19 protein-coding genes are annotated in these 22,969 nt (G+C 65.3%); 3 read left to right on the forward strand and 16 right to left on the reverse strand.

The genetic code is table 11. The annotated features are described in order from the left end of the window. Window positions 1–2: 2 nt before the first annotated feature. Window positions 3–1,382: a type VI secretion system baseplate subunit TssK gene (gene tssK / locus V9L20_RS11270; RefSeq protein WP_157611342.1), complete on the reverse strand. Its 1,380-nt coding sequence runs from the start codon at window positions 1,380–1,382 to the stop codon at window positions 3–5. 158 nt (window positions 1,383–1,540) lie between these two features. Further along, window positions 1,541–2,056, reverse strand: a complete 516-nt coding sequence (gene tssJ / locus V9L20_RS11275) for a type VI secretion system lipoprotein TssJ (RefSeq protein ID WP_258503396.1) — start codon at window positions 2,054–2,056, stop codon at window positions 1,541–1,543. Window positions 2,057–2,188: 132 nt separating this feature from the next. Here tssJ and V9L20_RS11280 point away from each other — a divergent pair, with 132 nt between their 5' ends. From V9L20_RS11280 to V9L20_RS11290, 3 genes are read left to right on the forward strand one after another with little or no spacing between them, the layout of a single operon-like run. Then, entirely contained in the window at window positions 2,189–2,593 is a 405-nt protein-coding gene (locus tag V9L20_RS11280; RefSeq protein WP_337296652.1) for a TssQ family T6SS-associated lipoprotein, read from the forward strand. Window positions 2,594–2,651: 58 nt separating this feature from the next. Next, window positions 2,652–4,595, forward strand: a complete 1,944-nt coding sequence (tagH, locus tag V9L20_RS11285) for a type VI secretion system-associated FHA domain protein TagH (protein ID WP_337296653.1) — start codon at window positions 2,652–2,654, stop codon at window positions 4,593–4,595. After that, the gene (locus V9L20_RS11290; RefSeq protein ID WP_337296654.1) at window positions 4,588–5,400 is read left to right on the forward strand and encodes a PP2C family protein-serine/threonine phosphatase; all 813 of its coding nucleotides are present in this window, start codon (window positions 4,588–4,590) and stop codon (window positions 5,398–5,400) included. The genes tagH and V9L20_RS11290 overlap by 8 nt, the downstream gene beginning before the upstream one ends. A 9-nt stretch (window positions 5,401–5,409) precedes the next feature. On the opposite strand, the gene V9L20_RS11295 is transcribed toward V9L20_RS11290, so the two are convergent. The 14 genes from V9L20_RS11295 to tssB all read right to left on the reverse strand — a co-directional run bounded on the left by V9L20_RS11295 (window position 5,410) and on the right by tssB (window position 22,939). Continuing rightward, entirely contained in the window at window positions 5,410–5,790 is a 381-nt protein-coding gene (locus V9L20_RS11295; protein ID WP_258503390.1) for a DUF4150 domain-containing protein, read from the reverse strand. Between the two features lie 16 nt (window positions 5,791–5,806). Further along, window positions 5,807–6,466: a DUF3540 domain-containing protein gene (locus V9L20_RS11300; RefSeq protein WP_258503389.1), complete on the reverse strand. Its 660-nt coding sequence runs from the start codon at window positions 6,464–6,466 to the stop codon at window positions 5,807–5,809. A gap of 43 nt (window positions 6,467–6,509) precedes the next feature. After that, a complete protein-coding gene (locus V9L20_RS11305; protein ID WP_337296655.1) occupies window positions 6,510–7,559 on the reverse strand; it encodes a pentapeptide repeat-containing protein in 1,050 nt (349 codons plus the stop codon). Next, window positions 7,556–10,144 (reverse strand): DUF2169 family type VI secretion system accessory protein, encoded by a 2,589-nt coding sequence (locus V9L20_RS11310; RefSeq protein ID WP_337296656.1) that lies wholly within the window; start codon window positions 10,142–10,144, stop codon window positions 7,556–7,558. Before V9L20_RS11310 ends, V9L20_RS11305 begins: the two co-directional genes overlap by 4 nt. Window positions 10,145–10,199: 55 nt before the next feature. Continuing rightward, window positions 10,200–10,589 (reverse strand): hypothetical protein, encoded by a 390-nt coding sequence (locus tag V9L20_RS11315; protein WP_337296657.1) that lies wholly within the window; start codon window positions 10,587–10,589, stop codon window positions 10,200–10,202. 6 nt (window positions 10,590–10,595) lie between these two features. Further along, window positions 10,596–12,980: a type VI secretion system Vgr family protein gene (locus tag V9L20_RS11320; RefSeq protein WP_337296658.1), complete on the reverse strand. Its 2,385-nt coding sequence runs from the start codon at window positions 12,978–12,980 to the stop codon at window positions 10,596–10,598. Window positions 12,981–13,000: 20 nt separating this feature from the next. Continuing rightward, window positions 13,001–15,745 (reverse strand): type VI secretion system ATPase TssH, encoded by a 2,745-nt coding sequence (gene tssH, locus V9L20_RS11325; protein ID WP_337296659.1) that lies wholly within the window; start codon window positions 15,743–15,745, stop codon window positions 13,001–13,003. Continuing rightward, entirely contained in the window at window positions 15,742–16,890 is a 1,149-nt protein-coding gene (gene tssG, locus V9L20_RS11330; RefSeq protein ID WP_337296660.1) for a type VI secretion system baseplate subunit TssG, read from the reverse strand. The genes tssH and tssG overlap by 4 nt, the downstream gene beginning before the upstream one ends. Beyond that, on the reverse strand, window positions 16,887–18,758 hold the full coding sequence (gene tssF, locus V9L20_RS11335; protein WP_337296661.1) for a type VI secretion system baseplate subunit TssF: 1,872 nt from the start codon (window positions 18,756–18,758) through the stop codon (window positions 16,887–16,889). Before tssF ends, tssG begins: the two co-directional genes overlap by 4 nt. Then, on the reverse strand, window positions 18,758–19,288 hold the full coding sequence (tssE, locus tag V9L20_RS11340; protein ID WP_258508188.1) for a type VI secretion system baseplate subunit TssE: 531 nt from the start codon (window positions 19,286–19,288) through the stop codon (window positions 18,758–18,760). Before tssE ends, tssF begins: the two co-directional genes overlap by 1 nt. 29 nt (window positions 19,289–19,317) lie before the next feature. After that, window positions 19,318–20,184, reverse strand: coding sequence for a type VI secretion system accessory protein TagJ (locus tag V9L20_RS11345; protein WP_337296662.1), 867 nt, complete (start codon window positions 20,182–20,184; stop codon window positions 19,318–19,320). Window positions 20,185–20,303: 119 nt separating this feature from the next. Continuing rightward, entirely contained in the window at window positions 20,304–20,786 is a 483-nt protein-coding gene (locus V9L20_RS11350; protein WP_126746719.1) for an Hcp family type VI secretion system effector, read from the reverse strand. Window positions 20,787–20,833: 47 nt separating this feature from the next. Next, window positions 20,834–22,342, reverse strand: coding sequence for a type VI secretion system contractile sheath large subunit (gene tssC / locus V9L20_RS11355; RefSeq protein ID WP_157611312.1), 1,509 nt, complete (start codon window positions 22,340–22,342; stop codon window positions 20,834–20,836). A gap of 27 nt (window positions 22,343–22,369) precedes the next feature. Next, on the reverse strand, window positions 22,370–22,939 hold the full coding sequence (tssB, locus tag V9L20_RS11360; RefSeq protein WP_337296663.1) for a type VI secretion system contractile sheath small subunit: 570 nt from the start codon (window positions 22,937–22,939) through the stop codon (window positions 22,370–22,372). Between the last annotated feature and the right edge of the window lie 30 nt (window positions 22,940–22,969).

Consider the following 22,969-nt stretch of genomic DNA (forward strand, 5'->3'; position numbering starts at 1 on the left):
CCTCACGGACGAATGGCCCAGAACTCCATGGCCAAGCCTGGAAAGTCGCCGGCCAGGTGCATTGCAACGCCGCCCGATTTTTCGAGCTGGCGCCACATGTCGCCGGTCTTGTCGAGCTCGAAGTAGTGGTAGCCCGCGTTGTATGGAATCTGCCGCGGCGCCACCGGCAGCGGCCGCACCGTGACGCCGGGCAGCTGCAGCTGCACCAAGTCGCGAATGCGCTCGACCGAACCGATCTTGACCTGCGTGGGAAAGCGCTGCTGGATGGCATCGGCGGGCAGGTCCGCATGCACCGCGAGCACGAAGCCCGCGTTGCGCACCAGCACCGGGTCGGGCATGCGGCCCACGCGCACGCCGTGGCTGCGCTCTTCGAGCTCGATGGCGATGGCGCTCTGCTCGAGCACCGCCGAGAGCGAGCGCCGCAGCTCTTCCATCAGCGGCCGGATGCTTTCGTTGAGGTTGTCGTGGTCGTACACCGGCCACACCACGGGGCGCCGCGTGGGCGATGTGTGCGTGGCCAGGTGGCACGCCAGCTTGAGCCAATCGGTGAACAGCTGCTCGGGGTGCACCTGCACCGCCTGCTGTGCATGCCATGTGGTCGCGAGATAGCGGTTGACCAGCTCGAGCAAAAGAAAGTCGGACACCTCGCTCACGCCGCCGCGGCCGGGCTGCGAAAGGCGCGATGCCAAGGCTTCGGAGCGCTGCGTGAGCAGGCCATGCAGCTCGGCGATCATGCTGCGCAGCATGGCGTGGGCCGAGGCATCGAGCACCGGCGGAATGTAGTTGGCATCGACCACCAGCTTGTGGTCGGTGCGGCGCTCTATCACGCGCACCGCGCCAATGGCCTGCCACTCCGCCGACAACGACGATGCGCGCGCCAGGCGAAGGCGCGGCTTTGCGAGCTGCAGCACCGCGGGGCCGAGCGCCACGGCGTTGCCGTCGGCCACCTCGCGCTCGATCACGCCGAAGCGCGCGGCAGAACCTTCGTCTTCGGAAAAGATGACTTCTTCACTGCCGGTGCGCCGCAGCGGCAATGCGAGCACGATGAGTTCATCGGTCAGGTCGCTCGGCACTTCATAAGGCAGCGGCGCATCTTCGGCGCCGAACGAGAACGGCGTGCCATCGGGCAGCACGCCGGCACCGCCAAGCAATGACACGCGGCCGAGCGCATAGGCGTCGCGGTCGATGTCCAGGTGAAGCCATCCCCAATAGGCGCCTTGCAGGCCCGCCGTGCGGCGAGTGACGTACTGCTCGACATAGCGCTCCAGCTGCTGGAAGTGCTGGGGCCGCAGGTACATGCCTTCGGACCACACCACACGATTCGCCAACGCCTGCGGGTGGGCGCCCTGCCTGCCAGCGCCCGGATTGCGAACTGTCACCAAAGAACCTCCTGGGGAGTGCCCACACTGAAGCGGGAGGCGCTTGCTGACGTCCTCCCGATTGATCATTATTTTTCTCTGATGCTACACGGCGCTTCTTACGTTTTGCACCGAATTTCTCGTGCGAATTGCTCGCACTTTTTAGCTACAAAGCAGAGAAATTAACGACTTGGTAGTAACTCGATGCCCGTCTTGCGAATGGCGACGCGCACGCTTTGCTCGCTCGGCGAAAACTGCCACACCTTGTAGAGATTGGTTTGCTTCGGCTCCTTGAGCGGCAAGACGATTCGCCAGCGCGAAGCCTCCAGCTTGCGGTAGCCGGCAATGATGCCGATGGCACGCGAGTCGAGCCCCGCTTCGCGCTTGAAGACACGCTCTTCGCCGCTGCGCATGATGGCCTGGTCGGCGTTCACGAGCTCTGTCAGAAGCGTTTCGCGGTCACGGTCCTGTAGTGCAAAGTAGTCTGCCGTCTCAAAGTTACCGGAAGATTTCAGTTCGAAGACTTTGACGAGAATCGGCGCCGGCTGGCCGCGTCCGTCGGGGTTGACGCCATCGTCGATGCGAATGGTGACTGCATAGGGTGTGGGCAATGACTTCGCAGTCGAGGCGCATCCACTGAGGCCACCAAACAACGGTGCGGTTGCAAGTGCGCCTTGAAGCAAGGTTCGTCGATGCATGGGATCTCCCTCAATGGTTCGCGGCCTATATTATCGAAGTCGTGCGCACGAACGGAGTCGCATATCTCGTGCAACATCGCGAGTCTTATCAAGCATTGCCTTTCATTGCCTTTCGCAAGGTTGGAGAGAAGATTGAAGTCATGTCTGCCTGCTTTGGCGCTCACCTTATTTGTCGCTGCCGGTTGCACCACCACGCCTCCGCCCGAACCGCCGCAACCCGAACGCCTGAGCCAGCAAGTGGCGCGCACCACGCTCGAACGCGCGCAGCAGGCGTATGACGAAGGCGACTATGCCAAGGCCGTGACCACGCTGAAGAGCGGCGGCGTCTCGGTGTTCGACGCGGCGGAGCCCGGCACGCGGCTCGACGCGATGAAGCTCGAGGCGTTCAGCTACTGCGTGGCCAACCAGGTGCCTGAATGCCGCACGCAGTTCCGCAAGTTGCTTGATGCTTTTCCCAACTTCGACCTGAGCGTTGCCGAACGCAAGCACCCGGTGTGGGGCCCCGCGTTCGAGGCTGCCAAGCGGATGAAGCGTTGAGCGCCTGGAGCGCTTTGAGCGGCAGCACACCGCAGCTCGACATGAACACGGAGATGCCATGCGTTGGACGGTGATCGAACATGCCGGCAAGCCGGTGACATCAGGGCCTTCGGCCTTGCTCGCTGCGCCGGGCGGAACCATCGGGCGCAGCCCCGACAACCACCTGGTGCTGCCCGACGAGCAGCGGCAGATCTCGCGCCTGCAGGCCACCGTGCGCTTCGACGAACAGGGCGTCGAGGTGCTTCGCAACATGAGCGCGGTGCTGCCCATCAGCGTGAACGGACGCACGCTGCAGCACGAGGAAGAATCGCCAGTGGCCGATGGCGACCGCGTGACCATCGGGAGCTACGTGCTCGAAGCGGCAAGCGGCCATCGCACGGCCGCAGTCGCACCTGTCGCGGCCGCGGTGCCCATGCCATCTCCACCCGCCGCGCCGATGCGCGATGTCCCCGCGCCCAGTGCAATGGCGCAGGCGCCCATGGATTCGCTGCTGCCGGCGGCGCCGGTTTCCGACGTGTTCTCCGACCTGTTCGGCGCGGGCGCACTGCCCATCGGCGATGCACAACCTGTCACTGTGGCAATGCCGCCGCCCACATCACCACCGCCGCCACCGCCGCGCGCTGAGGCTCCTGTGGCCGCGCCGTTGCCGGCGATGCCTGCTGCCGCACCTGCGTTTGCTTCACCGCTTGCACCGGTGCCGCCGCCATCGCCATCGCCGGTGAGTGCTCGCACGAGCGCCTCGCAGATTCCCTCCGCGGCTGACTGGGACGCCATCCTCGCCAATGCGCCGCGCCGCGAAAAGACTGCGCCCGAGCCCATGCCCGACCCCATGGCGCACGAACCTTTCGAGCTGCCTTCGCAGGCGCGCCGGAACCCGGTCGATCCACTCTCCGAACTGAATCCCCACGCGGCCACCGACATGTCCGACGTGGCGCTGAAGCGCGGCGTGGACCCGCTCTCTTTCTTTGCCGCCGACAGCAACGCGCCCTCGCCGCTTTCCGATCCGCGCCCGACCGCGCTGACCCAAGAAGACCCGCTGCGCGAGGTGCATCCCGCACTCGACCTGCTGGCCAGGCCGGTCGCCGCGCCGCAAGGACACAGCCATTCGAACCATGCGCGCGAAGTGTCCGCGCAGTTCAGGCCGCCGAACCCGGTGGCCTTCGATCCGCCGCCTGCCGCGAAGCCGAAGAAAGCGGAGGTGGCTGCAGTGCCGGTGGAGACGCCGCCACCGCCACCGCCACCGCCACCAGCACCAGCAGTATCGGCATCGAAACCTGCCGCACCGCCTGAGCCAGCGACGATGCCGCCGCCCCAGCCTGTCGCTCCCCCGCTGGCTGTCCCCTCGCCGGTGGCCACCGCAGCTGCGCCGCTGGCAGCGCCCACATCGCCGTCATCCTCGTCGGACGATCTCTTCAGGGCCTTTCTCGAAGGCGCCGGCGTCCCGGACGTCGCCGGCCAGCAGCCGCTGGACGCCGAAGCCATGCGGCGACTCGGCCGGCTCATGCGCGCGTTCACCGACGGCACCATCGAGCTGCTCTCGTCGCGCGCCATGCTCAAGCGCGAAGTGCGTGCCGAGATCACGATGATCGTCGACGAGGAAAACAACCCGTTCAAGATTCTTCCCAACGGCCGCGCCGTGCTCATGCAGATGTTCGGCGCCCGCATGCCCGGCTTCCTGTCGCCCGAAGCCGCCGTGCACGACGCGCTCGGCGACCTGCAGTCGCACCAGCTCGGCATGGTGGCTGGCATGCGCGCCGCGCTGCTCACCGTGCTCAAGCGCTTCGACCCCACCGCACTGAACGACGCCACGCCGCACGACGGCGGCCTTGGCGAAAAGCTGCTGCCCGGTGGCCGCGAGGCGCGCCTGTGGCGCCAGCTTCAAAAGCTGCATGCGGAAACCACGGCGGCGGTCGAGGATGATTTCCAGGCCGTCTTCGGCCGCGCCTTCCAGCAGGCCTACGACAAGGAAATGGAACGACTGAAGGAGGCACGCCGTGCTTGAAACCACCCGTGCTTTCGCGGTTCCAATTTCCACCTCGCAGTTCTCCTGCGTGGGCGAACGCAGCGGCAACCAGGACGCCATCGGCTATCACCTCGACGAATACAACGCCTGCTTCGTCGTGAGCGACGGCGTGGGCGGCAACGCGGGCGGCGAGCTGGCCGCGCGCATTGCGGTCGACACCGCGCTCAACACCTTCGTCGACAACCCGTCGGTCGAAAAAGAAGACATCCAGCACGCGGTAAAAGCCGCCAACGACGCCATCCTTGCCAAGCAGCGGGAGCTTGCCGACCAGAGCAAGATGAGCGCGACCATCGTCTCGCTCTTCGTCGACCGCACCAGCGGCCAGGCCTGCTGGGCCCACGTGGGCGACAGCCGCCTCTACTGGTTTCGCCGCGGCGCGCTGATGCAGCGCACCGAAGACCACAGCCTGTCGGAGCGCTCCGGCGAGGCTGCGCTGGGCAACGGAGCCAATGGCGGCGAGCGGCTGGTGAAAACCAATTTGCTGTACCGCGCGCTCGGCGCAAGGGCGACGGCGGAAACCACTGTGTCGACGCCGCAGCGGCTCGCCGACGGCGATGCATTCCTGCTGTGCACGGACGGGTTGTGGCAGCTTATTTCGCAGCAAGTGATGGAACGCTCGCTGCAGCTCGCCGACAGCGCCGAAGAGTGGCTCGCACTGCTGCGGCGCGCGGCCGAAGCCAAGGCCGACGAATCGCGCGACAACTACTCGGCGCTGGCCGTGTGGGTGGGGTTTCCGCAGCAGGTGACGCTGGCTGGGACGGCGACGGTGCGCGCTGCCGCCTAGGGTGACCAGTCAGGGCGCGAGGATCAGCACCTTGAACTGGCTCGGCACGATTCGCATGCCGACCATGTTGCACCGGTTTTGCAGCGTGAGACTGGTCACACGCGTGGCGGGCGTTCCCTTGAGGAGCACGGTGAATGCGCCGGTGACATGGCGAGACTGCTGCATGAAGGTCTGCGACACCACGCCTCCCAGCACCCCAGGTTGGTCGCCCAAGGTAATAGGCGTGGTGGTTGCCATGTTGTGGGCCGGCATCGCCATGAAGAGGATGTTCCAGGCATTGGGTATGGCCATGGGCCCCAGGGCCATGTTCGGAAACGGAATGGGAACCGGTGTCCTGCACACGTCGGGAAAGGCCAGGTCCATTCCCATCAGCTGGCAATTTGCAAACATCGCTTGATCCCCCTTGTCAGCCCATGTGGATTTGCGCGGCATCGACCTTGACGAGGTCCTTGCCTGTTACCACGGTGTGGGTTCCATGAATCCGTACCGTCTCGGTTGCCTTGCAGTCCAGATGGCCGACGCGAACCTGGTCGACCTCGTCGACCAGCCGCAGCGCATTGCGCGCCATCTGAACGATTCGATCGGCCACTACTTCGAACACCTTCCCGACCAGGCGGAAACGCCCCACCGTCGCATCGACCTCCTGGCTCGTATAGCGCATCTCGTCCACATGGCAGCGCGCCTTGTCCGCTCGCAATCCCCAGTGAAGGCCCTTCATGTCCAGCGTGGCACCGCTGCGGATGCGGACGTCACCGGCACTCTCGATGGATACGCCAGCTCCGCCGCCCAGCTTCAGCTCCCCGGCTGAGTCGATGTGGCTCACCGTCCCGTCGGCCTGTTCGATCACCGCGATCACGTAGGCCCTGGTGCTGTCCGGCCCGGACACCAGCACAAGGTCTCCGACACCGGGCCTGAGCAGGCAGCTCGCAGCGCGACGGCAAAGCCGGACCGCGCCCTGCTCGTCTTCGACGGCGATCCGCCCGTCTGGCATCAGCGCGGAGAGCCGCCCCATGAAATGGACCGGAGTCGAGTCATTCATGGCTGCACGCAGTGAAACGACATTCATGATCTATTTCCTTTTCGATGTGGGTTGCATACGGAGCTGCGCTTCAATGGGCATCGCTCCATGCCTGGGCTTTGAACAGGTCCGGATCGTTCTCGATGATGCCGCCGCGCCCCGAGAAACGAGTTCCCTGCTGCAACGCGCGGTGAAAGCGCGTGCGAAGAAAGTGCGCGCCGCGCATGTCGGCATTCAAAAGCTCCGCGTAGGAAAAGTCGGCATCCTGCAGCTCGGCCTCCCGGAAATTCGCATCGGTACACCGTGCACGATGAAAGACGCTCAAAGGCAACCGGGCTGCACCGAAGTCGACGCCTTCGACTCTGGCGTCGATCCAGATGGATTGGTCGAAGCGCCCGCCGCTGCAGTTCGCGCCGCTCATGTCGGCTTCGGGAAAAAGGGTGTTGCACGCATCGGCGCCGGAGAAGTTTGCCTTGCGAAGCAACGCGCCCTTGAAATTGCTCTGGGTAAGCACTGCACCGCTGAAATCCACGCCGTCCATGCGGCTGTCGGTGAACTGGCAGAGCACGAACTCCTGCCCCGCGAAGCGCTGGTCCGTCAGCTCGCACTCCATGAACGTCGTGCTATCGCATCGCGCGCTGCTCAACGCCACCTGGCGAAGATCAATCCGGAAGAAGGTCGCAAATGTGAGAGAGGCGCCCGAGCAGTCCATCCGGTCCACCTGGGATTCGCCCACCGTGACGCGGTCGCACAGCTGTGTTTGCAGGTTCATCTGCAACATGCGGCATTTGAAGAACGCGACCCGCTCCAGGCGTGCGTCTGCAAATATGGCCTCGTCAAGGGCCGACTCCATGAAAGAGGCGTCCTGCACCAGCGCGTGATCGAAACGCGCGGCCTCGAGGCGGCTTCGGAAAAACCGCGCATCCTTGAGCCGCGCATGGCTCAGATCGCTGCGCACGAAAGCGCAGTTGGACAGCATGCCGTCTTCCAGGCTGCAGCCTGCGAGCTGTGCGTCGGTGAAATCCACGCGCTCCAACACCGCCCCCGAAAGATCGAGCCCGCGCAGGTCCCAGCCTCTGCAGTCCAGATCGGTCACAGCCACACCATGGCGAATGTTGTCCATCAGTTCGTCACGCGTCATCGAGTCGTCTCGGTGCGCCGGGCGGGCCACACCTTGGCATTCTGGGTATAGGCATTGCCGAGCAGAGTCGAACCATCGATCATGGCTTGCGACACGTCCGCGCGAAAGAGATTCGCGTTGTGGAAATCCGCCATGCGCAGATCCGCCTTGGACAGATTGGCATCGATGAGGTTTGCGCCGGCCAGCGAGGCTCCCGAGAAGTCTGCACGCACGAAGAGGCTTTCACCGGCTTCCAACCGATCGAGACGCGCGTGGCGCAGATCGCAGTTCGACAAATCGCATCCCTCGAGTCGCGCGCCGCTCAGATCCGCGCCCGCCAGCGTGACACCACGCAGACCGCAGTGCTTGAAAGTCGCATCGCGCAATACCGCGCCGGCCAGCGTGCTGTCGCTCGAAAAGCTGCAGGCAGCGAGCGTGGCGGCCGTGAAGTCCAGGCCCTCCGACCCGCTGATTGCGACAAAGCCGCAGCTGTTCATGGCAGCCCGTGCAAAGGACACGCCCTTCAGCGTGCATTCGATCCAGCCCATCTGTCGAAACTGCGCGTCGTCGAACGAGACATCTTCCAGCATCATCTTCATCATTGCGACCTGCTGCCAGCGGGAACGCCGCAAGTCGCATTGCTGCCAGGCGCTTTCATGGGTATTCGTCGTCTCGAAGTCCACGTCGGCCAGCACGCAGGCGCGAAAAGCAGTCTTGTGGCAGTTCGCATGGCGCAAGCTCGCACCGCTGAAGTTGGCGCCGTCGCATTGCGCGCCACCCAGGTTTGCGTAGTCGAGCCGCGCGTTGGTGAGCGTTGCGCGTTCCAGCCTGGCGCGTGCGAGCACGGCCCGCGTGAAGTCGCATCCATCCAGGCGCGCACCGGCAAGATTGGCATCCTCGAGATTTGCGCCCGAGAAGTCGGAGCCGCTCAAATCCATGTCCGACAGATCGGCGCCTGTGAGGTTCGCGCCTGCAAACCGCCGCTGCCCCGGTTCGGCCGCGCCCAGGCGCCGGCGCAGCTTGGCAGCGCGGAAGGTGGTCATTGCCGGGGCCGGATCGAGCAGATGCGCCGTATAGAGATGTCCCTGGCGAATCTGCGATGCCATGCGCTCGCGCGCCAGCGCTGCCTGGTCAGCCTCCAGCGCGCTTTCAGGTCGGCCCTGACGCCCGAATTCCTCGAGCCGGGCCAACTCTTCGATCATCTGGTCAGGATCAAATCGGCGGCGGCCCGTCGCATCGGTGAGATCCGAGCCTTCCATGCCCGATTCCGCCATCGCCTTTTCGCTGCGAGCCTTGAGCTCATCGCGCGCCTGTGAAATCTCCTGCTCGACCCGGGCACTGTATTCCGGCAGATCCTCCAGCTGCAGCGTGCCTTCGATCTGTACCGGCGGCGGCAGGAACTTCGAGGGGTCGAGCCCTTCGCTTTCTAGCTTTGCGCGCTGTCTCTCGTAGTCGCGAAGCTGGCCGGCGCGCTGATTGCGCACCATTGGGCGATTCGACACATCGGGCATCTGGTCCGCCGCCCATGCCCCCATGATCGCCTTGGGTACGAGGTCGCTGTCGCGCACCGCGTGAATCGCCGTCTCGGGATTCAGGCGCAGCCGCAGCACCTCTTCGTAGTGTGCAACGGGCCTCGGGTCCGACTCCAGTTCGAGCGCGGGCATCAGGTGCTTCACATCCGCGGCATCGTCCTCGGCAATCGCGAAGCTCCCGTGCCAGATCAGGATTGCGCGCCGCACATGGGGGAAGAACCATGCGGTGGTCAGCCGCAGCGGCGCTTCCTGCAAGTCGCCGCCGTCTTTCCGCCAGCTCGCGAAACACCGCGCCCGCCAGCGCGGCAAGGCGCCACGCAGCACCGGCTCGGTGGGGTGCATATTCCAGATTTCATAGCCGGCGCCCGCCGGCAGTTCGCTCGCATCGGGCCAACGCTGGTCGGGCGGCGCAGCGTTGAAGAATCGCCAGTCCATGTCATCGGCGAAACCGGGGTATTGCTCCTGCAGCCACTGCGTTCCGTAGGCTGTGCCCAGCAGCCGCATGCGCTGCGGCCAATCGGGCGGTATCGCGCCCATGCTGGCGGGGCGGACGTGCTGGCCGCGAGAGGCCACGCGTGCATCCGGCGCCTCCACATTGGGCATGCGGCGCACCGGCACGTCATTGACGATTTCGTCGACCCGGCCCATGCCGTATGGGTTCTCTGGAACATCGGGGCCGCCGTACGCATGCGCCCAGTCGAGCCGCATGCTGTCGAACGGCTGCGGCGCAGTGGCGCGGCCGTCGAGCCAGAAACGGTCGCCGGACACAGTCAGCGCCTTCTCCCTTTCGGCCAACCGGACCTTGACGGCGCAGATTGTCTTTTCCTGCTGGTGAGCGGTGTACGCGTGGCCGCTCACGAGCATTTCAGGCACCAGCTTTGGAACCCCGAGATCCAATACGTTGCCGGGCCCGATCTCCTCGGCCGCCAACTGCCAGAGCTCCTGCTCGGGCAGCAGCATCGGTTGTGCTTCCAGACTGACAAGCCCAAGCACTGAAACGCCCAGCGTATCTCGGCCCTGCCAACGGTAGGGACGCGTCAAAGCGCTGAGCCGAAAGGGCTTGACCGTTTTCATGGCGTGCTGCGGCCCTTTGGCAATGCCTCGGCGGCAAGCAGGAACCGCGGGTTCTTCATTGCCTCGGCTCGTCGATGGCGATGTCGCGCGTGGCCGGATCCACCTTGATCCGCACCATGCGGCCTGGTGCGAACTGCGGCATCTTCACGGGCGACAGGGGCACAGTGAGCTCCGTCTCGAAATCCGGCACCTCTCCCACTGCATCGACATGCAGGCGCAGGCGCGTGAGTATGTAGATGCGATCGATGCGTGTCCTGGTATCGGTGCTGTCCAGCACCTTGCCGGTGGTCGGCAGTCCGACCCGCAACACATGGGCCGCCCGATCGGTGCCTGCTGCCTTGGCATTCGCTGCCTTTTGCAGCTTGAGGATGCCAAGCCCGCCGGCTACCACCACGACCAGCGCGGCCAGAGGGATGAGGAGAAACCAGAAGTTGCTCGATGCCATGGCCCATCAGGCAATGCCCGTCAGCATCTTGAAGTACAGCAGCACGCCGCCCATGTTGACGTCATAGCCGGCATTTCCGGTATGGGCGATCGACTGCGTGGTTGTGTACAGGCCGAAGGCATAGGAGATGCCGAACAGTTCACCCTTGGCACCGTTGGTCGATATCTGGATGCCGTTGTTGAAGTTGGCGAGCCCCGAGCTGCTGGTGAGAAGGCCGTTGAACCCGACGTTCAGCCCCGAGCTGGTGAACCGCGTCGGCGCCGAGTCCCAGATGCTTGCCCGATTGATACGCTTGACGTGCTCGCCCTCGATGATCACATCGCCCTTCGCCTTGATCTCGACGTTGCCGGCAGTCGACTCGATGTACACGCTCTTCGCCTTGCCGACGTAGTCGCCGCCCGTCACAGTGGTGGTGTGCGTGCCGTCGATGGTTTCGGTGAGCGTCGACGTGATGTGGTCGACCGCCGTGCCGGTAACCTTGCGATCCCAGTTGGCGTTGTAGCGCTCGGTGCGCAGCGAATCCACGGCTGTGAGCTTGGACTCGCCCTTGACCTTCTCCTCCATTCCGCCTCCGACTTCGACGAGGAATCCGCTCTTGAAAGTCTCGTGCCGCTGCCCGGCCGTCACGATGACTTCGGAGGTGCCGGTTTCAACGGTTTCCTTCGCGCCTCCCTTGGTCGTGATCTCTATTCTGTTGTTGAAGAAATGCTCAGTCAGGCCACCCGAGACCTCGAGCTTCGATCCGGTCTGGTACTTCGCGTGGTCGAGCCCCGCCTTCACCGTGGTTGTGCGCGCCTTGCCGACGGTGAGCGTGTCGTTCCCGGAGACCGTGGTCGTGCGGTCGCCGGCGATGGTGTCGCGCTCGTCCGCCTCTACGTCGAGCTCGAAATCCTTCTCGGCGTGAATCCGCACCAGCTCGCAGCCCGGCGCATCGTCCAGGATGAACTCGTTGGCATTCGCCGGCGTGCCGTCCTGGCTGCGGCTCACGAAGCCGCTCACCGTGACCTTCGCGGGCAGCTCGAGCGGCGGCATCTGGTCCGAGTTGTAGACGCGGCCGATGATGATCGGACGGTCAGGGTGGCCGCCGATGAAATCGACGATCACCTCCTGCCCCTTGCGCGGATGGTTCACGGCGCCGTAGTTCGAGCCGGCCCAGGCACTGGAAACGCGCACCCAGCAGGAGCTGTTCTCGTCGCTCTTGCCATAGCGGTCCCAGCGAAACTGCACTTTCACGCGGCCGTATTGATCGACCCAATACTCCTGACCGGCCTTGCCCACCACGGTGGCGGTTTGCGGCCCATTGGTGCGGGTCATCGGCGTTACGCGCGGCGGACGGAACGGGTACGAGGTCGGCTGCACCGCAAAGCTGAAGCTGTAGTGGCTGTCGGCGGCGCCGCTCTCGTAGCCGCCTTCGCGCAGTGCATAGGACACCGACACGATCAGGTATTCGCGGTTGTCGTCCTGCCGCGGGCAGTTCTGCATCGTGAAGCGATAACCCGGCGCCATGCCGCGCACGCTGCTGTGGCCAATGTCCCGCTCGGCCTGCGACTGCGCCTCTTCGAGCCTGATGCGGGAGTAATGCTCGCCCTGCTCGGCCTCGCTGAAACCGCCGAGCCATTCATAGATCTCATAGGTGTCGTGGGGATTGCCGCGCGGTTGGCTTCGCATGCCCATCAGGTCGGCTTTCGACTTCTTGAAGTCGTAGTCGTCCACCACGTAGGTGCCGGGGCGGATTTCCTCTGTCACCTGCCACTGGTCGATCACTTCCTGGAAAGGGTCCGGGTCGCGGTCCGCCGCCAGATAGCTGATCTTGGGATAGCCCGGCAGGGTTTCGTGCGCGCCGATGTCGTCCGCGAGCACCAGCGTGTGCTGGTTCTTCTCGTGCTTGAAGTAGTAGTAGATGCCCTCGTGCTCCATGAGCCGGCTCACGAAGGCGAAGTCGGTCTCCTGGTACTGCACGCAGTACTCCCACTGCCGGTAGCTTCCGCTGAGCTTCTTTTCGAACGCGAAGTTGTAGTCCGCAAACACTTCCTCGAGGATGTCGACGACCGACTTGTTCTGGAAGATCTTGCAGTCGCTGGTGCGCGTCAGGTACCAGAGCCAGGGCCGCACGGTGGCGCGGTACACCACGTAGCGCGACGTGCTGCTCTCCCTGCCCACCATGGTGAACCGCACGATCTGGCCGTTGAGAAAACGCGGTTCGCCGACCGTCTGTATTTCGAGCGAAAGCGGCTTGCCCAACACCGACTTCATGTCGAGCGACACGCTCGGGCTCAACAGATCCACCTCGAACTCGAACAGCTGCGACAACCCCTCGGCGCCGTGCATCGAGCGGAATATCAGCTGGTCTTCCGCCAGCGGCGTGTGGGCTTTGACGATTCGGGTGGCCATGGCTTACTCCCTTTCTTCGCTCAGCGTTCAGAAAATTCGTAGTGAAAGTCGTCGTTCGCCGCGCTCAGCCGCACCTCTGCGAGCTTGCGCGCGCTGACCGTTGCACCAATGACTTCTTCGCTCAAGCGCGGAAGAATGGTGTGCGTCAGGATGGCGTCGATCATCCGTCCGCCCGACTCGATGGCGGTGCAGCGGCGCGCCACCAGTTCGACGGCGCTGTCGTCGTAGTGCAGGGCAATGCCGTGGTTCGCATCGAGCCGCGCGGCAATGCGGTCTAGCTGCAGGCGGATGATGCGATGCAGCGCATCGGCATGCAGCGGGTAATAAGGCACCACCACCAGCCGCCCGAGCAGCGCCGGCGCAAACACCTTGAGCAGCGGTTCGCGCAATGCGGCCGCCAGCGGCTCGGGGTCGGGGCGCAGGGTCGGGTCTTCGCACAGCTGCATGACCAGGTCGGTACCGACGTTCGAGGTCATGATGATCACGGTGTTGCGAAAGTCGATGTGCCGGCCCTCGCCGTCTTCCATCCAGCCCTTGTCGAACACCTGGAAGAAGATCTCGTGCACGTCGGTGTGCGCCTTCTCGATCTCGTCGAGCAGCACCACGCTGTAGGGCCTGCGGCGCACGGCTTCGGTCAGCACGCCGCCTTCGCCGTAGCCCACGTAGCCGGGCGGCGCACCCTTGAGCGTGGAGACGGTGTGCGACTCCTGGAACTCGCTCATGTTGATGGTGACGAGGTTCTGCTCGCCGCCGTAGAGCGCCTCTGAAAGTGCCAACGCGGTCTCGGTCTTGCCCACGCCAGAGGGGCCGCAGAGCAGGAACACGCCCACCGGCTTGTTCGGGTTGTCGAGCCGCGCACGCGCGGTGCGGATGCGGCGCGAAATGGTTTCTAGCGCATCGGGCTGCGCGACCACGCGCGCCGAAAGAATCTCGCCCAGGCGCAGCACCGACTGCGCGTCGTCGCGCACCATGCGGCCGATGGGGATGCCCGTCCAGTCGGCCACCACGGTGGCAATGGCCTGCGCATCGACCGCGGCCAGGATGAGCGGCGACTCGCCCTGCAGCTGCGCGAGCTTGTCCTGCGCCTGGTTGAGTTCGGCGCGAATCTCTTCGGGCGCCCGCTCGGGCTCGGCCAGTGCGGCTTCGACGTGTGCCGCTGCCTCGACATCGTCGCCCTCCACGTCTTCCGCCGCAGCCTCTTCTGCCTGCACGGGCACGGCAGCGGGCGACAGCTGCTTGCGCAGCGCGACGATGCGCTCGACCAGCGTCGCTTCTTCCACGCGGCGCTTTTCCAGCAGGTCGAGTTCCGCCTGCGCGGCAGCCACCTCGGCCGCGATGTCGTCCACGCGCTTCGCCTCGCCGACACCAATGGCGGCTTCGCGTTGCGCAATGCCCCGCTCGATGCCCAGCACTTCGATGCGGCGCTGCAGGTCTTCGATGGCGGCGGGCAGCGCATGCTGGCTCAGCGCCACGCGCGCGCACGCCGTGTCGAGCAGGCTCACCGCCTTGTCGGGCAGCTGCCGCGCGGGAATGTAGCGGTGCGACAGGCTCACGGCCGCTTCGAGCGCGGCATCGAGAATGAGCACGCCGTGGTGCTTCTCGAGCTCGGCCGAAATGCCGCGCAGCATGACCACGGCCTTGGGCTCGGTGGGCTCGTGCACCTGGATGGTCTGGAAGCGCCGCGTGAGCGCCGGGTCTTTCTCGATGTACTTCTTGTACTCCGACCACGTGGTGGCGCCGATGGTGCGCAGCCGCCCGCGCGCGAGCGCCGGCTTCAGCAGGTTGGCCGCGTCGCCGGTGCCGGCGGTGCCGCCCGCGCCGACCAGCGTGTGCACTTCGTCGACGAACAGCACGATGGGCTTGGGGCTCTTCTCGACTTCGTCGATCACTTGCCTCAGGCGTTGTTCGAACTCGCCCTTCACGCCCGCACCCGCCTGCAGCAGCGTGGGGTCGAGCACCCACAGCGACACGTCCTTGAGCGACGGCGGCACATCGCCGGCGGCAAGGCGCGACGCCAGCCCTTCGACGACGGCCGTCTTGCCCACGCCGGCCTCGCCGGTGAGCAGCGGGTTGTTCTGGCGCCGGCGCATGAGGATGTCGATGATCTGGCGGATCTCGTCGTCGCGCCCATAGACGGGATCGAGTTCGCCTGCGCGCGCCTTGGCCGTCAGGTCGCTTGCGTACTTGGCCAGCGCGGAGCCGCCGGCCGCCGCACCGTCGCCCTGGTGAGCCGCCGCAGGGGCCCCATGGCCGGCGCCCTGCCCTTGCGGTGCGGCGTCGAAATCATCTTCGGGCGAACCTTCGGTCCACGCGGGGAGTTGGGCGATGAGAACGTCGGGCACGATCTTGTCGAACTCGCGCGAAATGCCAGAAAGCACTTGCCGCAGCCCCGGCGTCTTCACGATGCCCGCAAGCAGGTAGGCACCGCGGATCGACGTGGCCTCGAAGCGCAGGCTGGCATACACCCAGGCACGCTCCACCGCGTTGTCGACGTGCTCGGAAATGTCGCTGATCGACGTGGCGCCGTGCGGCAGGCGGTCGAGCGCCCGCACCAGGTCTTGCTCGACCGCATCGATGTTGAGGCCCGCGCGCTTGACGATGCGCAGCAGGTCGCTGTCCTGCAGCTGCAGTATCTGGTGCAGCCAATGCACCAGCTCCACATAGGCATTGCCGCGCAGCTTGGCAAACGCGGTGGCGGTCTCCAATGCCTTGTAGAGCATCGGGTTCAGTTTGGAAAAAAGAGAGACGCGGCGAATATCGGTCATAAGGCCATGGAAGAAACTTCAGCCGCCACGGAAGCTGCCGATGCGGGACGGGAAAACAATGCTTCGGGCTGGAACACCATGTCGCCTGCATCGGTGTCTGAAAGGCGCGTGCCGAGCCAGCTGCCCCAGCCCAGGCGCTGCCCGCCGCTCAGCTGCATGCCGCGGGCTTCTTCTTTCTTGAGCACGAGCCGCAGCTCCCACGCAAACTCGATGCCGACGTACTGGCGCACCCAGTCGACCACCTGCTGCAGCCGCTTGCTGCCTGGCAAGAACTGGCGGAACTCGTCTTGCGAGAGCGGGCCCAGCTCCAGGCGAAATTTGCTTTGCGCATCGCGCACCGCCAGGCCGATGGTCGCGCCGCCGCCCAGCTGGTGGTTGCGCCCGAAGAGGCCGAGCCGGCTCACCTGCCGGTCGTCGATCATCACCCAGCCGCTCACGAATTCGTCGACGCGCACAGGCACGCCGAAGTACAGCTTCAGGATCTGGATCAGCCCTTCGGGGTTGCGCGTCTGGCGCACAAGGTGCCCGGCCATGAAGGTACGCGCATGGTCGGCAATGCGGTCGCGCTCCTTGAGGCCCGGCTGCCCCATGTTCATGAGGCTGGCCACGTAGTCGACAAAGCGGTGGCCGTCGGGACGGTCGAGGCTGTTGACCGACTGCGCATCGGCCCAGGCGCGGTAGAACAGCAGGATCAGCCGGTGATGGAACAGGTCGGCAAACGCACTGAGCGTGTTGTCGCTGTGATGGCGCTTGCGCTCGCGTGCGTACTCGGTCAGGTGCAGCGGCAGCGGCCCGTTGGGGCCGAACAGGCCAAAGCCGTAGATCGAGATGCGCGGCGGGCCATCGCCGTCCACATCCACGCCCGAGACGTTCGACGGCGCGAACGCCATCGAGGGCTCCTGCCCCAGGCGCAGCGGCTCATCGAGCGGGCGCGGCGCGCGGCCCAGCAAAGGGTGGCCGCCTTGCGCATCGAGCCGGCGCAGCAGCATGAAGAGGTCATGCTCGAAAGGCTGGTCGACGAGGCCGGCCCACAACACCGGATCGGCCTCCGGCGCACCGCGCCGCGCGGGCGGGGCCACCTCAGCCGGCTCATCGGGGACGACCGATGGTGCCGATGAATCGTCGGTAACGTGCAGCGCACTCATACGGCGGGGCGGCGTCCGATGCGTGGCGCCCATCGCGCGATTTCTCCGCGCTGCAGGCTGGAGAGCGCGAACTCGGTGAACGCGTTGAGCGACACATGCCGGCTGAAGAACTGCTCCAGCACGGCACCAAAAAGATAAGGACTCGAACCCGAGAAGGCGACCTCGTCGATCTTCAGCGCCACCTCCACGCCGCGGCCGAAGACGATCGGTCCCGGCTCGGGCAACCGGCGAAACACGGGCGCCAGCGCCATCGAGCGCACGCCCTGGATCTGCCGGCGCACCGCGGGGTCGGCCAGGTTGCCGTACAGGTCGAGCATCTCGCGCAGCGCGGCCGCGCCCTGGTTGGCATCGACGTCGGTCAGGCTCAGGTAGTTGAGGCCCAGGTGGCTGATGAGGCGCCAGGTGAGCGCGCCTTCCGCCAATGCGGGATACGGCCGCGACGGGCCGCGCAGTATGCGCACCGCGCGCACCGGCGCCGAGACGCGCAGGGTGAAATCGGATTCGAGCCCGGTGGGCAGCAACAGCGGCAGGTCGCGGTTGGTGCACAGCGCATCGATGGTGATGTGCCGCAGGCTGTGCGGAAACGGCGCATCGTGCTGGTCGACCAGCGACACATACACCTCGCTGCCTGTGTAGCTGGTGCGCGTGCCTTGCGCGCGGGCGCGGTCGGACACCAGGCGCGGCTCGCGGCGCAGCGAAAAATAAGAACCGAAGTCGCCGTCGTCGGCGGCGAAGGAGCCTAGGAACGGCCTGAACTCCCGCTCCTCGGAGCCGTTGCTCATGTGGCCCGTGACGCGCTCGACGGTAAAGATCTCGAAGTCGCGCGGACGCGTGCGGTCGATCACCGCATGGTGCTCATGCTGCCCCGGCCCGACCGGAATGCGGTCGCTGCGGCGCGGCACCAGGTTGATGATGGGCGTGCAGAAGAGCGAGAAGTGCCGCGCATCGACCACACGTTCCAGGTCGCTGTCGGCACGATCGAGCATGATGACGATTTCCATCGTGCTGCCGCTCATGGCGGCGGCCGCCGCGCGCAGGTTCTTCACGCTGAAGAACAGGTAGCGATCGGGAAACGCGAAGTACTCGTGCAGCAGCCGGTAGCCCTGGAACGAGCGCGCGTCATACGGCAACAGCGACTGGTCGGGGTCGAAGCCTTCGTGGCGAATGGCCTCGTCGCCCAGCGGCACGATGCGCGCGGTGCTGCCTGGGCCGCTGCGGCACACGGTGCCCACGCTGTGGTGAACCGCCAGCTCGAGCACGCGCAGCGCATGCAGCTCGGCGCCCGAAAGAAAGAACTCGAGCCGGTCGAGCGGCATTTCGGCAAACCGGGCGCCGCCCACCGCTTCGAGCTTGATGGTGATGGCGCTCTTGGCCTGGCGCGCAACCACGGGCATCGCGTGCGCAATCTCTGCCGGCACGGGCCCAATGCTCGCCTCTGCGATCTTGATGGGCCACAGCGTGACGGCATGGCCGGTGCGAAATTCGCAGGCCGTCTGCTCGCCCTTGATCATGCGGCCGCGCAGGATGGTGTGGCGCGGCAGCTCGTAGCCGGCCTTCAGCGAACCTTCGTTCAGGTTGCCGTCGATCTGCACCACGCCCATGGCCGGCAGCGGCGCAAGAAAGTTCGGGTACACCACTTCGAGCAGCCGCTGCGAGAAGCGCGGAAACTCCGCATCCATCTTCAGCTGGATGCGTGCCGTAAGAAAGCTGAAGCCCTCGAGCAGGCGCTCCACGTACGGATCGCTCACCTCGATGCCGCGCATGCCCAGCCGGCCGGCAATCTTGGGATAGCGCTGCGCGAACTCGGCACCGAGCTCGTGCATGTAGGTGAGTTCGCGGTTGTAGTAGTCGAGCAGCCGCGCGTCCATCAGAGCCCTCCCGTCGGGCGAAGGACCATGTGGCCGCTTTCGAGGTCGAGCTCTGAGCGCAGGATGAATTCGATGGGGTAAGGCACCGACCACAGCGTGCCGCGGATCTCGAGCGCGAGCAGGTTGTGGTGCTCCAGATCGGTGGAGTCGGTGACGCAGCGCACGTCGATGCTGTCTTTCATGATGCGCGGCTCAAAGTCGATGATGGCCGCGCGAATGGCGGCCTCGACGTCGGCAAAGTCGACCTCCGACATGCGCCCGCCGGCCCAGCCGCGCACGCCGTAGTTCACGACCGAGCGGCGCGCGCGCGGCATGGCGTTGATGTTGTGGTCAGCGCCGAAGTTGGTGGTGTTGAGCAGCCACTGCAAGTCGCGCAGCACCGAATCGCGCAGCAGCTTGCCGCTCATCAGGAACGCGCCCGCGCGCTCCTGGCGGGTCTGCGGCTGCTTGTCGGTCAGGCGGTCGAGCAGCACCGGCTGCAGGCGGTCGCGTGCAACGCTTTCTTGCTGGTGATCGCCCTCGGCCTCCATGGGCAAGCGGCTGGCTGGCAGGAGTGAACTCACTGGGCAACACTCTCCGCGGCGGCAAACTCGACCAGGCGAATGTCGAGCAGCGAATGGTCGCCGGCTTCGCTGATCAGCGTGCGCTGGCCCACGCCGGCGTACTGCTCTTCACCGGCGAGTTGCAGCCAGTCGGTACGGCGGCCCAGTGCCGCTTCGTCTTCCAGCGCCTCGAGCGCGCCGGGGTAGCGCACCGGCACCAGGCCGTTGAGCCCGCGGCCGTCGTGCAGCACGATTTCGGCTGGCGCCCACAGCAGGTCGACCAGGTGCTGCGGACGCGAAAACTTGAGGCGCCGCACCGCCGGCAGCGGCAGCCACGCGTAGCCCGAAGGCGTGAGCAGTTCGAGCACGGCGCCAATGCGCACGTCGCCGTCGCAAAGCCATGCGAACTCGATGCTTTGCACCGGCTCGCCGTCGATGGCCTGCGCAGCGCGCGAATCGGACCGGTCGACAGCGCTCAAGGTGCCCTGCAAGGCGGGCGCCGCCTGGCGCGCGGCTTCGCGCAGGTCGGCCGCTTGCGCGGCCTGATCGGGCGGCAGCGCCGCGGCGGCAATCAGCCCCGCGACCCAATCGGCATCGCCGGCAATGACGGCCGGCGCACGGCCGCCGTTCCAGAATTCGGTTCGGTGGCGCTCGGCTGCCAGGGCCATCGCACAAGTGGCGCTGGCAGGAGCGAAAGAAGGATCGATCTTGGCGGCGAGCTTGAGCTGGTCTTCAGCCCGCTGCCATTCGCCGCGCAACGCAAGAAAGTGGCCAAGAGCAAGCCGTAGGCTGGCGTTCTGGGGCTGCGCGCGAATCTGCCGCTGTACCCATTCGGTGTGCTCGGCCACGGAGCGCTCGCCCAGCACTGCAAACCCATCGCCCATGAAACTTCCTCATTGACTCGCATGCGGCCGTGGGCCGCCGGTGAATATCTGCGGGTGACCGGAGCCCCGCGGCACGCCGCCATGCGGCGCGCGCGGGTTCGGTCAGGCAAAAACGGAAATCAGGCTTCCCGGTTTTCCTTGATGTTCCAGGCCAGAACGGTTTCGGCGCCCTTGCCGCCCTTGTCCGTCTGCTCCCAGTACTGCTGCTTCACCTTGGCGGCCTGGAAGGCGAACTGCACCAGCACCGCATCGCTGCCCTGCTCGGCCGTGTATTGCACCGAGGTGACCAGCACTTCTTCGAGCGTGACGCGGGTGTATTCGATCTGCGAGCCGCCGGCCTTGCACACCGACACTTCGACCTTGCTCAGGTGCTTGCCGCTGGCGCAGTTCTTCATGACGGACGGGGCCGCCTTGTCGATGCGCGCAAGAACCTGCAGGTCGTTGAAGCTTGCCTTGCCCACACCGCCGCCACCGCCGCTGACCATGTTTCCAGGCTGCGTCGCTCCCCATGCAAACGACTTGATATCCGTCCAGTCCTTATGGTTCGAGTCCTTGGATTCGCCGTTTGCGCCCTCGACGCGCATGAACATGTCTACTGCCATGATTAACCCCCAAAGTTATATATGCCCGATTTCGGGACACCGTTGAACTAGCTGCTGTCCTTCTTGTTGGATGGCAGCTTCGAAACCAGCCGCAACGACACCGTCAGCCCTTCGAGCTGATAGTGCGGCCGGAGAAAAAACTTGGCGGCGTAGTAGCCCGGGTTGTCCTCGATGGCTTCCACCTGGACTTCAGCCGCCGCCAGCGGCTTCATTGCCTTCGTATCCTGGGACGACGTGCCTGGGCTGCCGTCCACGTAATTCATGATCCAGTCGTTGAGCCAGCGCTCCATGTCCTCGCGCTCGCGGAACGAACCGATCTTGTCGCGCACGATGCACTTCAGGTAGTGCGCGAAGCGGCAGCATGCAAACAGGTACGGCAGGCGCGCCGCCAGGTTGGCGTTGGCCGTGGCGTCGGCGTCGTAGTACTCGGCCGGCTGCTGCAGCGACTGCGCGCCGATGAAGGCCGCAAAGTCGGAGTTCTTGCGGTGCACCAGCGGCATGAAGCCGTTCTTGGCCAGCTCGGCCTCGCGCCGGTCGCTGATGGCGATCTCGGTCGGGCACTTCATGTCCACGCCGCCGTCGTCCGTCGGGAAGGTGTGGGTGGGCAGGTTCTCGACCGCGCCGCCCGATTCCACGCCGCGAATCGACGTGCACCAGCCGAACTGCTTGAACGAGCGGTTGATGTTCACGCCCATGGCATAGGCCGAGTTGGCCCATGTGTAGCGGTTGTGCAGGGCCGAATCGGTTTCTTCTTCAAACTCGAACTCGTCGACCGGATTGGTGCGCGCACCGTACGGCAGGCGCGCAAGAAAGCGCGGCATGGCCAGGCCGATGTAGCGCGCGTCTTCCGATTCGCGCAGCGACCGCCATGCGGTGTGCTCGGTGTTCTGGAAGATCTTGGTCAGGTCGCGCGGGTTCGAAAGCTCTTGCCACGAATCCATCTGCATCACCGTGGGCGATGCGCCGGCAATGAAGGGGCAGTGCGCGGCCGCGGCAATCTTGGCCATTTCGCCGAGCATTTCCACGTCGGGCGGGCTGTGGTCGAAGTGAAAGTCGCCGATGAGCGCGCCGAATGGCTCGCCGCCGAACTGGCCGTACTCCGCCTCGTAGATCTTCTTGAACAGCGGGCTCTGGTCCCAGCCGATGCCCTTGTGGCGCTTGAGCGAGCGCGCCACTTCGCGCTTGGATGCGCACATCACGCGGATCTTGAGCTGCTCGTCGGTCTCGGTGTTGTTGACCAGGTAGTGCAGGCCGCGCCATGCGCCTTCGAGCTGCTGGAAGTCTTCGTGGTGAAGGATCTGGTTGATCTGCTCGGAGAGCTTGCGGTCGATCTCGGTGATGATCGCCTGCACGGTGCGGTAGGCGTCGTTCGAGATGGTGACGGTGCTTTCGAGCGCCTGTACCGCCAGCGTCTTGACGGCGCTTTGCACCGCGTCGCGGGCCTGGTCGGTCTTGGGCTTGAACTCTCGCTGCAGCAGGTCGGAGAACTCGTTGGGTTCGAGCGCTTCGATGGTGGCGGCTTGTGCGCGCGCTGTCTGTTTGGGTGCGGTGCTCATGATGGACGTCCTGTCGGCTTGCGCTGCTTATTCGGGAGAGGTGCCGGGGCCGCCGGACTTCTCGTTTGCCGCTTCCACCGCCTTGGCAACGGCGGGATTGGGTGCGGACGCGAGCGACTTGAGCAGCTCCGGGTTCTGCAGCGCCTGGGCAATCAGTTGCTCGGCGCCGTTCTTGCCGTCCATGTAGGACAGCAGGTTGGAAAGCTCGGTGCGCGCCTCGAGCAGGTGCTGCAGCGCGCCCACCTGGCGTGCAATGCGCGCGGGCGAGAAGTCGTCCATGCTGTCGAAGGTGATGTCGACGTTCATCTGCCCTTCGCCCGTGAGCGTGTTCGGCACCTGGAAGGCCACGCGCGGCTTGATGGCCTTCATGCGGTCATCGAAGTTGTCGATGTCCACAGCCATGAAGTCGCGCTCCGCCAGGTCGGGCATCGGATCGACCTGCTTGCCCGCGAGATCGGCGATGACGCCCATCACGAAGGGCAACTGGATCTTGCGTTCGCTGCCGTAGATCTCGACGTCGTACTCGATCTGCACGCGCGGCGCGCGGTTGCGCGCAATGAACTTCTGACCACTGTTTCTGACACGGTTGTCTGCCATAAGCTTCCTCTTGAATCTCTATGCGTGTGG

The sequence above is a fragment of the Variovorax sp. CCNWLW225 genome, from assembly GCF_037204045.1.
Classification (GTDB): Bacteria; Pseudomonadota; Gammaproteobacteria; order Burkholderiales; family Burkholderiaceae_C; genus Variovorax.